The organism is Synechococcus sp. CCY 0621 (assembly GCF_019038465.1).
Lineage (GTDB): Bacteria > Cyanobacteriota > Cyanobacteriia > PCC-6307 > Cyanobiaceae > Cyanobium.
Map to the genome: position 1 here is coordinate 161,482 of NZ_JAFKRH010000031.1, position 10,177 is coordinate 171,658.

12 protein-coding genes are annotated in these 10,177 nt (G+C 67.8%); 4 read left to right on the forward strand and 8 right to left on the reverse strand.

The genetic code is table 11. The annotated features are described in order from the left end of the window. Nucleotides 1–73: 73 nt before the first annotated feature. On the forward strand, nucleotides 74–568 hold the full coding sequence (locus KUG43_RS10085) for an allophycocyanin subunit alpha-B (RefSeq protein WP_216908641.1): 495 nt from the start codon (nucleotides 74–76) through the stop codon (nucleotides 566–568). Nucleotides 569–1,465: 897 nt separating this feature from the next. Here KUG43_RS10085 and KUG43_RS10090 read toward each other — a convergent pair. Beyond that, entirely contained in the window at nucleotides 1,466–2,503 is a 1,038-nt protein-coding gene (locus KUG43_RS10090) for a J domain-containing protein (protein ID WP_216908643.1), read from the reverse strand. A gap of 45 nt (nucleotides 2,504–2,548) precedes the next feature. Continuing rightward, entirely contained in the window at nucleotides 2,549–4,114 is a 1,566-nt protein-coding gene (locus KUG43_RS10095; protein WP_286194652.1) for a DUF3370 family protein, read from the reverse strand. A gap of 240 nt (nucleotides 4,115–4,354) precedes the next feature. On the opposite strand from KUG43_RS10095, the gene KUG43_RS10100 reads away from it, so the two are divergent. Continuing rightward, nucleotides 4,355–4,546, forward strand: coding sequence for a sigma factor SigF (locus KUG43_RS10100; RefSeq protein WP_216908647.1), 192 nt, complete (start codon nucleotides 4,355–4,357; stop codon nucleotides 4,544–4,546). Here the strand turns inward: KUG43_RS10100 and KUG43_RS10105 are convergent. The 4 genes from KUG43_RS10105 to KUG43_RS10120 all read right to left on the reverse strand — a co-directional run bounded on the left by KUG43_RS10105 (nucleotide 4,494) and on the right by KUG43_RS10120 (nucleotide 8,324). Next, the gene (locus KUG43_RS10105; RefSeq protein WP_216908649.1) at nucleotides 4,494–5,252 is read right to left on the reverse strand and encodes a sigma-70 family RNA polymerase sigma factor; all 759 of its coding nucleotides are present in this window, start codon (nucleotides 5,250–5,252) and stop codon (nucleotides 4,494–4,496) included. The genes KUG43_RS10100 and KUG43_RS10105 overlap by 53 nt on opposite strands. A 166-nt stretch (nucleotides 5,253–5,418) precedes the next feature. Further along, nucleotides 5,419–6,249 carry an ATP adenylyltransferase family protein gene (locus KUG43_RS10110; RefSeq protein WP_216908652.1) on the reverse strand — a complete coding sequence of 277 codons (831 nt, stop codon included), beginning with the start codon at nucleotides 6,247–6,249 and terminating at the stop codon, nucleotides 5,419–5,421. Next, nucleotides 6,239–7,303 (reverse strand): SpoIID/LytB domain-containing protein, encoded by a 1,065-nt coding sequence (locus KUG43_RS10115; RefSeq protein ID WP_286194618.1) that lies wholly within the window; start codon nucleotides 7,301–7,303, stop codon nucleotides 6,239–6,241. Before KUG43_RS10115 ends, KUG43_RS10110 begins: the two co-directional genes overlap by 11 nt. Nucleotides 7,304–7,403: 100 nt before the next feature. Next, nucleotides 7,404–8,324: an NAD(P)H-dependent glycerol-3-phosphate dehydrogenase gene (locus tag KUG43_RS10120; RefSeq protein WP_216908654.1), complete on the reverse strand. Its 921-nt coding sequence runs from the start codon at nucleotides 8,322–8,324 to the stop codon at nucleotides 7,404–7,406. A 63-nt stretch (nucleotides 8,325–8,387) separates the two neighbouring features. Between KUG43_RS10120 and KUG43_RS10125 the strand changes: the two genes are divergently transcribed. Continuing rightward, a complete protein-coding gene (locus KUG43_RS10125) occupies nucleotides 8,388–9,116 on the forward strand; it encodes an SDR family oxidoreductase (protein ID WP_286194619.1) in 729 nt (242 codons plus the stop codon). Between the two features lie 6 nt (nucleotides 9,117–9,122). Here the strand turns inward: KUG43_RS10125 and KUG43_RS10130 are convergent, their stop codons facing one another. Then, on the reverse strand, nucleotides 9,123–9,509 hold the full coding sequence (locus KUG43_RS10130; protein ID WP_216908658.1) for a DUF2237 family protein: 387 nt from the start codon (nucleotides 9,507–9,509) through the stop codon (nucleotides 9,123–9,125). Between the two features lie 116 nt (nucleotides 9,510–9,625). Here KUG43_RS10130 and KUG43_RS10135 point away from each other — a divergent pair, with 116 nt between their 5' ends. Further along, a complete protein-coding gene (locus tag KUG43_RS10135; protein WP_216908660.1) occupies nucleotides 9,626–9,853 on the forward strand; it encodes a DUF8667 family protein in 228 nt (75 codons plus the stop codon). 24 nt (nucleotides 9,854–9,877) lie between these two features. Here KUG43_RS10135 and KUG43_RS10140 read toward each other — a convergent pair whose 3' ends face one another. Continuing rightward, nucleotides 9,878–10,150, reverse strand: a complete 273-nt coding sequence (locus KUG43_RS10140; protein WP_216908662.1) for a small RNA NsiR4-regulated ssr1528 family protein — start codon at nucleotides 10,148–10,150, stop codon at nucleotides 9,878–9,880. Between the last annotated feature and the right edge of the window lie 27 nt (nucleotides 10,151–10,177).

Here is a 10,177-nt window from a genome sequence, read left to right on the forward strand (position 1 = left end):
CGTTACACCTTGCGCCCGAAGCCCGGGCTGGGGCTCCGGTCTCGATAGGATTCGCCGGACTGTGGTCGCTGCTATGAGCGTCGTTCGCGATCTGATCCTCCAGGCCGATGATCAGCTCCGCTATCCAACGGGCGGCGAGCTGCGCGCGATGGTGGAGTTCCTCAGTGGGGGAGCCCGCCGGCTGAGTGTCGTCAGGGTGCTGACCGACAACGAGAAGAAGATCATCGCCGAGGCCTCCAAGCAACTCTTCCTGCGCAAGCCGGACTACGTGGCCCCCGGCGGCAACGCCTTCGGCCAGAAGCAGCGGGCCCAGTGCCTGCGGGACTACAGCTGGTACCTGCGGCTGGTGACCTATGGAATTCTGGCCGGCAGCACCGAGCTGATCCAGCAGATCGGCGTGGTGGGCGCCCGTGAGATGTACAACAGCCTGGGCGTGCCCCTGCCCGGCATGGTGGAAGCGATGCGCACCCTCAAGGAGGCATCCCTGGTGTTACTGAGCGGCGAGGAAGCCACCCTGGCCGGCCCCTACTTCGACTACCTGATCCAGGGGCTGCAGACCTCCACCTGATGCCCAGAAGTCTCGACTGAGACACAGTGCAAGACTATGATTGTGACTCAGGTGAGAATACTGAGCCCCTCAATCTCCTCCGTCATATTTTGATGGGGGATTTTTCGTGTCTGCAGAAATCGCAGCGAGACCCCAGGCCAGGGCGGTGATGGAGTCCCTCCCAGCTTCATCTCGTCTGTCTTGGCTGCGTCTCGAATGGTGTCTTGTATAGAGACCAAGGCGAGCATGCTGCGATACATTGAGTCCCCCCCCTTGGTTGGCATCGGGCGGCAACCTCCCGATGCAGTTGGAGGTCTCGAAGCCGATGCGACCACCCACTGCCATCCGCAGGTCCAGGGAGAATCGGACCCATTGGCAAGGTTGACCAAGGAGGCCCATGTGTCTCACTCAGGTCTAGATCCTGGTCTTACTGCAGATCCCATCCAAGACATCTGATGCTATCCAGGGCCGGTGGCGGAGGCGGGTCCACCCCTGTTCGCCTGGGACGGCTGCGCAACTCCAATTCTGCTTGCGTATCTGTGTCAAAGACAGATACGCAAGCCTCTGGAGGTCCTATGGATACTGCGATGTCAGGTCATGTCCAATGGATGGACAGGACTTGGGCGGAATGGACAGTCCCCTGTCGCCGACACGTTTGGCGAACCAGGCGTTCGTGGATCGGACATCACCTTCAACAACTCAAAACGAGGAAAAATCGCTGTATCAGACGAACCAGCTATGTCTCGTTGTCAGACCTGACCAGAGCCTCAGGTGGGTCACGTGAGACAACATGACGCGCAGGGATGCACAATGCAGTCTTTGTGCTCTTGTCGTGGACTCACCTCAGGACTAGGGATGGGTCTTAGGCAGGACAGTCGATAGGGAGGCTTGGGCAGGTCATGGGCGCGGTCTCAGACCTCAGCGATCCGCGGACGCTCCCTGGCGGTACAACTCCTTCAGCAGCTGGTAAGCCTCATTGAGCCGCCGCATCGCCTCGAGCGATCCTCCGGCGTCGGGATGGTGGCTCTGGGCCATGTCCCGGTAAGCCTCCCGGATCTGGGCCAGGGTGAGGCGCTGGCCGGGATCCGTGGGCAGCTGCAGCAGCCGCAGCGCACCGTGCAGGGTCATGGTGTGCTCCAGGGTCTGGAAGGAGGTGCCGCGGCGTCGGCGGCGGAACCGGTGCACGAAGCGACGGATCAAGGTCGGGATTCGCAGGGTGAGGGTCTGTCCGCTGAAGGGGTCTTCCAGCACGCCGGCGGTGACCATGACCCGCTCGAAGGTTGGTGGCCCGTCACTCCAGCCAGGCGCGAAGGGCTGCATCACCTGGCAGGCGGCCGACCAGGTGAAGGTGCGGCCATCGCTCTGATCCGACTGGGGCCAGATGTCCTGGGCAAGCCACACCATCGCCGCCTCCAGCACGGCCTCGTTGGCCGGTGAGCCGTAGAGGGTGCGCCAATGGTTTCCGGCTTCCTCCAGGGCCTGTTGCACCAACTCGCCGCCAAGTGGTGGCAAGGGGCTGAGGGGCAACGCGGCGGAACGCGCCGTTGAAGGCGGCCGCAGGCTGCGCTTGAGCACATCGGAGCGTCGACGCACGAAGCCGGGCAGATCGATGCCCCCGCCCCCTGGCGCCGGCCGGGGGGGATGCTCCGTTGGAGCCTCCCATTCGAATTCCGCCTGGAGGGTGTCCATGGCCCCGCGCCCGACCAGCACCAGCGCCCCCTGCTCATCGAAGTCCTGGTTGTCTTCCCGGTGCAGCAGGATCTGGCCGGACTGAGGCAGGAGCCCATCACCGTCCTCCTCCTCGTCGGTGCCGAACAGATCGTCGAGCAGCCGTTCCAGCACATCGCCGCGACTGCGCAGGCCCCACTCCCGGCGCAGACCATCCAGGTGCGCCACCAGATCGCGGTTGAGGTCAAGACTGATCCGCTGCCTGGCTTCGTTCGACTGTTCAGCCACGGCAGCCATCCATCGGCGCTGGGTTCGCTGGCATGGGGCTTCGGATCAGGGTCCCCGTTGGTCCCGCAGAAACTGCTGCTGGGCCTCCACGGCATCGCGGTAGCGATCCACCAGGGTGCCCCCCGTACCGGCGGATCCCGATCGGCTGCGCATGGGGGACATCAGGGGGGAGGGGGCCAGGCCGCCGCGGTTGGAGGAGGCGGGCGGCGGCGGCGGCGGGTTGAGCCAACCCGGAGTGGGTGCCGGCCGCAGGATCTGGGGTGGTGGCACCAAGGGGCCGGTGCCCCCCATCGGCGTTGGTGTGATCGGCCCCGGTTGGGGGGCGATGGTCAGGGCGGGAGGGGCGACGGGCGGTGCGGCCGGCCGGCTGGTGGCACCGGCCCGGGCCAGATCCAGCTGCCGCTCCCGCTCCTGGACGAGGGCCAGCTGACTGGCACTCACCACACTCAGGAGGTGGCCCGGTGTGGCATCGGCTGGGTAGACCAGACTGACCCGCACGGGATTGATGACACCAGGGACCAGATCGATCTGGCCCAGGGACAGGCTCTGGCCCGAGCGAAGGCCCACGTGCACCTCCCGAAGGCCGGCGGGGGTCTGGATCTGGATCGAACCGCGAAAAGCCGTGAAGGGCTGTCCGCCGATCAGGGTGGGATGGCTCATCACCAGTTCGTAGGGCCCATTCCCCTTGAGGTTCATGTCGACATCGAACCGCACGCCGTAGGTGCCGACGTTGTCGAGAGAGGAATCGAGCATGCGGCTGGCCAGGGCGTTGACCTGCACGTCACGCGTACCGAAATTGTGCCGATCCGTGCTGGTGAAGGGCACATGCAAGGGCCCATTCGTGTCCAGGTCGTGGCTGATGCTGGCCTGGTACGCATCACCGAGGGCCACACCACCGACCCGGGAGAAGATGCGCCGGTTGTGGATGTCGTTGATGCGGCTCAGGTAGACGCGGCCAGGGGCCAGCCGGCCTTCGTCCAGCACCGCGAGCACATCACGATCGGAGTCAGGGGTCTTGGCGGCCACCACGGCGATCTGGAACGGCCCATCACTGCGGCCCCGCAGCAGGGCATTGGCGATACCCAGCGCCGGCAGGTCGGTCTGGAACAGGACCATCCGACTGCGGGCCGGAATGGTGATCTCGTCGGCCAGCCGGCTGTCGAGCCTGCCGCGCAGCATCTGGACCGCGGTGGCATCACCGGGGCCGGTGTTCCATGGCCTTGGCCCCAGGGGTTTCACCCCCATCAGGTTGTTGGCGAGGTAGGGAGCTTCGAAGCTGTTGCGCACCGCCCCCTTGGAAAAGCGGATGTGCACAGGCCGTACGCCCGGATTGATCAGAATGGCCGCCAGGGTGAGCTCGGCCCGTCGGTCGGAGCGGGAGATGGAGCGGCGATTGGGCGGGAAATACTTGTGGTGGAGATGCATGCCGAACTCACCGTTGAAGGTGTACTCGGCATTGCGGAGGGCCTGACCCGTCTCGCTGGCGTAGGCGTACCCAGGTGACGTGCTGATCAGGATGCCCGGCCCCTCGACCTCCTCGGGCTGGTTGGAATGCAGCACCGGCACGCTGTTGAAGGTGCCGTTCAGTGGACGGGCCTTCTGGCCGGCCATCAGGGCCACGTAGGCGTGGGCGGGCTGCACGATGGCCACACCCAGACCGAGCGTCAACCAGACACTGATGGGACCAATGGGAAGGACCGATCTCAAATCGCGACAGGCTTGATGGTGTGGGTGGCCAGGGGAGGGTAAGGCGGGAAGCGACCGGCCCAGTCACTGGGGGGTGCGTGCACCTGGTGAGCCCCGGATGGAACGGCGGGCTCGCTAGAACGGTCCCACTCTGCAGATTTTGTCATGATTCCTCCCTTCGGGTACTGCTCCGGGTCGGAGTCCGGAACGGGTGCCCTGCGGCGGTATCAGGAACGCAAGCTGCGGATGATGAGCTTCTGGCGGGATGGCATCGAGCGCCAGCTGGCCGCGTTGAACGCTGCCATCAGCACCCTGGAACAGCAGATGCACCGCGATCAGGCCGACCACCAGGGCTGAGGCCACCCCCCTCCAGCTGCTGGCGAAGCTGTTCAAGTCCCTTGTGCAGCAGCCGTTTCACCGTCATCGGGCTGATGTCCATCTGGCGGCCCAGGCGCCGATAGCTCCAGCCCGCCAGCACCACCTGACGCACCACCAGTCGCTGGCGGGGCTCCAGCAGGGCCAGCATCGTGGCCACCGTGGGGCCCGATGACTCCAGCGGGAAGGGCTCAACAGCGGCGTGGGTCGCCACCGACTCGGCCAGCGATGGATCGTCCAGGTTGGCGGGCCTCGCCAGCAGGCGCTGCACCTCCAACCGGTGCCATTCCGACGGGGTGACCCCCAGGGTCTGGCTCAGGACCCTGATTCCCTGCCCTGGATCCGCCTGGAGCAGGGGGTGGTGCTGCAGGCGGTTGAAGCGTTCCTGCAGTTCCGCCTGCCGCCTGGGCAGACGCACCAGGGGGGCGGCATCACGCAGGTAGTGCAGGATCGCCCCCCGAATGTGGGGCCTGGCAAAGGCCTCGAATGGGGTGTGGCGGTCCTCGCGGTAGAGCTCGGCGGCCCGGATCAACCCCATCAGGCCCACCTGAAGCAGATCGTCGAAGGATTCCCGGCTGCAGCGGCAGTAATGCAGGGCGAGGGGTCGGACCACGGCCCTGTACTGCTCGACGCGGCGGTTGCGACCGGCGGAGTTGGGCTGGGTCCTGTGGCTGTTGGCTGGGGTCATGGTCTGAACGGCTGGGCCTGGGCTGGATCGTGGAGCTGGAATCACGCTTGGCCGAGGCAAGGCCGCAGTGATCTCCTTTCCAGAGAGGGGCAGGTGTGCCGAATGACGCAACCGTGAAACCACGGAAGCTTTCCGCTGCCGATGGATCACGTCCTGATGCGCTGGCTCAGGGACGGGGGGCGGCCACGTGGGCCAGCAGCGACCAGGGACCGTGGCTCGCCAGCCATTCCCTGTCGGAATCCTCGGTGCTGAGCAGAAACCCCGCGAAACCCAGGGCGTTGACGCTGAAACCAGCGCCGTGCTCCCGCACCCGGCGCACGCTCAGGAACCACTGGTCGTCGAACAGCAGGTTGTAGGGGTGCAGGGGCTCGCTGTCGCGTCGTGGATCTCCGAGGCCGAGCGCGCCGGCGTGGGCGTGGTACAGCGCCGCCAGGTCGGATCCGCCGTGGGGATCGGTGCGCCGGCTGAGGCGGTAGTCCCAGCTCCAGGACGCTTCGGTCCCCGCCAGCTGGGCCAGAAACAGCGGGGCCAGGGGACAGCTGGGCTCACCCTGCCGGCGCGGCAGCAGTTGCAGGTGCCGATGGGGCTGGCTGGCTCCGGAACGGGCGCCGCTGTTGAAGAACCAAAGCCCGCCGGTGTCCTGGCTCACCTGGCGGACGGCCTGCCAGTCGGAGGACGCGATCCAGCCGCCCTGGGGCCGCCAGTCGCGGGTGATCACCAGCAGGTGGGCCTCCTGGACCGGGTACTTGTTGAGCAGGAGCACGTGGGCAGGCTCCAGCAGGTCCACTTCCAGGGGACTGTCCCAGGGCAGAAAGGGGTTGGGCCGCGGCCCCCCCTGGCGCAGGTGACGGGGGGTCGAGGAGAGAAGCTGGCGAACGACAAAGGGCTCCACGCCGGGAATCGCCAGCAGACGCGTCTCCAGGGGGACCAGGGCACCCTCCAGGCGGGCCCGCTCCGACACCTGCCTGGCCCGTTGCCAATGGCGTTCAGCTCGCACCGGCCTGCAGACGGGCCAGGGAGGCGCCCTGGTAGTAGCGCCCGAGAATCTCGTTGTAGCGCAGGCCCTGCTCGGCCAGATCCTGGGCACCGTGCTGGCTCATGCTGGCGCCCAGGTGCCCATGGGCCTCCTGGGTGATGCGTGTCGTGGCCGCGTACAGACTCTCAACGATGCCCCCCTGGTAGCTCAGGATCACCCCGGAGGTGCTGGCGGTGGCCTGACGGGTGCGGGGGTTGACGCTGCCCAGGCCCCGGTAGGCCTGCCAGCGGGTGGTGTCGCCCAGATGCCAGTGGGCGCTGGCCGGGCGGGCCATGTGGGCCATGGCATAGGAGCGGGCCGCCACCGCCTGGGCCTTGAGGGCCTCCAGGTGCCAGCTGCTGGGCATCTCGGCCCCCACCACCGAGCTGATGTAGCGCTCCAGGGAGAGGTGGTTGACCAGCTGCAGGCCCCCGGAACCACGCAGCACTCTCAGCCGGCCCTCATAGGGCCGGCCATCCACCAGCAGGCTGTGGCCCGAACCGGTCTCCATCCACACCTCGGCCCGACCCGCCATGGCCGCACCCAGGTCGGGGGAGGTGTCGGGGCCGCCATCCTGCACGGTGCGTCCATCGCGATCGACAAGTCGCCAGTAGCCACTGGCCCCGAGCTGGGGGGAGGCCGAGGCCCCCAGCAGGGCGACACGGATCTCGAGAGGCACCTCCGGCCCCGCCTCCGGTTCCACCAGGGACGGGTCGGGATCGCTCAGGCTGGTGCGCTGGGCCTGGAGCGAGGTCGCGGCCAGGAGATCCTTGTCTGGGGACGCCGCCGTGCTGGCGGCCGATTGCGAGACCTCCTGGGGCTGGGCGATGAGGGCTTCCAGCAGATCCGGCTGCGAACGGGACCGGGTGCCAGGCAGGAGGTCCTGGGCGGCAAAGCCAGCGCCCACCGCCACGACGGCAAGGGGAGCCGTGAGCAGGATGGGGTGGCGCCGGCAACCCTGAAGCAGCCGCCGGCCACTGGCACGGAGTACGGCGATGGCGGCCGTGAAGTGCCGGCGCACGGCAAGGTTCCACAAGGGCGTAGCCGGATCATGCCGGACAACACGGCCCTTCAGCCGCCCGACGCAGGACGGTCGCGGCATTGCACCCATGCCCAAGGCGTGGCCAGGGCCGCGTTCAGGGGGCCGCTTCCGCCTTCAGATCCCGTTGCATCAGCTCCTGCACCGCCTGGCGTGCCGCCACCCGACCGGCCAGCAGCCGCACCACCTGGCCGCAGATCGGCAGCTGCCAACCCTCGCGCTCAGCCAGGGCCAGGGTGGCCCGGGCGGTGCGGGTTCCCTCCACGGTGGCGCCGATCCGGGCCAGGGCGCTGGCCTCGTCACAGCCCTCGGCCAGCAGGCAGCCGAAACGGTAGTTGCGGCTCAGGCTGCTGTTGGCCGTGGCCAGCAGATCCCCCAGCCCCGCTAGCCCGTAGAGGGTGCTGGGCTGGCCCCCAAGGGCCTGCAGCACCACGGCGATCTCCGCCAGGCCACGGCAGAGCAGGGAGGCCTTGGCATTGGCGCCCAGGCCCAGCCCATCGCTGATGCCAGCCGCCAGGGCGATGACGTTCTTGAGGGCCCCGGCGGCCTCGGTGCCGATGGGATCGGCGTTGGTGTACAGGCGGAAATGGGGAGCCCGCAGCTGCTCCTGCAGGCGGCGGGCCAGGTGGTGATCCTGGCTGCTCAGCACGCTGGCCGCCGGCAACCCCCGCTCCAGTTCATCGGCCAGGTTCGGGCCGCTCAGCACCGCCAGCGGCACATCGGGGAGATGGCGGCGCCACAGCTGGCTGGCGGTGCAGAGGGTGTCGAGATCGATGCCCTTGCTGCAACTCAGCAGGGGGAGATCCGCCGGCCAGTGGTCCTGCAGCTGCCTGGCCAGGGGGGCCACACCCACCATCGACACGGCCACGACCACGAGGTCGCAGTCGTTGAGAACCGTTGCCGGATCTCCGCCATCACGCCGCGACCAGCTGTTGAGACGGTGGCCCTGGCGCTCCCAGAGCCGCAGCAACGTGCCGCCCCAGGCACCCCGGCCCAGCACCGTGATGCGCAGACTCATGGACCTACGCGAGGGTCGGTTCCCTTGATGGCCTTGCCATCATGCGCCATCCCCGAGCCCGCCATGGCGACTGCCCCTACCCCCTACTGGCAGGCCTGGGAAGGTCAGGCCCTGGTCGTTGGTCCTGGGGGCCTGGGCCTGGCCCTGGCGGCCGAACTGGCCCGGCGGGCGCCATCGCTGCGGGTCCGCACCGCCGGGCGCCGCGGCGCCGACCTGGCGCTCGACCTGAACGACGACGGCAGCCTGGAGCGCTTCTCGGCCATGGCCGCCCGCGACCTGACCCCGTTGCGGGTCGTGATCAACACGGCCGGGCTGTTGCACGACGGCACGTTGCAGCCGGAGAAGCGCCTTTCCCAGGTGCGTCGTCACGCCCTGGAACGCAGCTTCGCCGTCAACGCCTTCGGGCCCCTGCTGCTCGCCCAGGCGATCGAGCCGGCCCTGGCCAAGGATGGTCCCGTGCACTTCGCCAGCCTCTCGGCCCGGGTGGGAAGCATCGGCGACAACCGCCTCGGGGGCTGGTACGCCTACCGGGCGGCCAAGGCGGCCCAGAACCAGCTGTTGCGCACCCTGGCGATCGAGTGGCAGCGCCGCCTGCCCCAGGCCTGCGTGACCCTGCTCCACCCAGGCACGGTGGCAACCCCTCTCTCGGCCCCCTTCAGCGGCTCCCAGGCCCCCTCTGCCCTGTTCACCCCGGAACGCTCCGCCTCCCACCTGCTCGACGTGCTGGAGGGCCAGACGGCCGCCGGCAGCGGCGCCTTCCTGGCCTGGGATGGACAGGCGGTGCCCTGGTGAGGCCAGCTAGGCGGCATGGCCGCGCAGCACCTCCAGGGGAATCACCTGCAGGGTGGCGAGGGCGGAACACTCCAGCCGCACCGGCGGGGCCATGCCGTCCTCATAGGCCTCCAGCCAGCGAGCCGCACAGACACACCAGTGATCTCCAGCCCGGAGGCCGGGAAAGGAATGGGCCGGCACCGGCGTCGAGAGATCGTTGCCCTGGGCGCGGCTGTAATTGAGGAAAGCGTCGTTCACCACGCAGCAGACCGTGTGGCGGCCGAAATCAGCGGGATCGTCGTGGCAGTAGCCGTCCCTGAACCAGCCGGTGAGGGGAGCACAACCGCACTCCTGCAACGGTTCACCCAGGACGTTGCGGGGTTCGGATGGGGGCTGCAGGGAGGAAGCGGCCAAGACCCGGGAGGTGGCGGTACGGGCAGAGTCTGACGGAGGACTGGCACAAAAAGCGGCCAGGAGGTTGACGAATTCCGGGGGGGAGGCGTTAAAGGTCTTTCAGCACGACCCCCTTCATGAGCTGGGATTTCACCGAGGATGCGGCCTTCCTGGCCCTCTGCGACGCCTACAAGGAAAGCGGTGAGCCCTCCGCCATGGAGTTTCTGGCCCATGGCGAAGGTGCCTTCCACTTCCAGGAACTCACCCAGAACGCGGCCGGTGAGGGCATCGATCTGAGCGATTCCGATGCCCTCGACACGTTCCAGCAGGAGGTGATCGACAGTCTCGAAGAGCTGTGCAGCTGAAGGCGCCCGAAGGCCCCCCAGGGCTCAGCCGTAGAAGAAGGCGATTTCCTTGTCCTTGAGCCCCTCCCAGCCGGCCTCCCGCAGGCGTTGGTCGAGGGTCAGGCGATCCAGGTGCTTGGCGCCGGTGCGCACGATGCGGTTGCGCATCGACTTCTGCACCCCGCTGCGGGCCCGGCGGCCCTCCAGCTCCATCACTTCGCCGTAGAGGGCGAGCATCGCTGCCGGTATCGGCGTGCCGTCAAGGTCGACACCGGCCGCAATGGCGTCATCGACACCGCCAGGTCCTGCGATGGCCATGGCAAGGGAGGCAAAGGATCCCCAAAG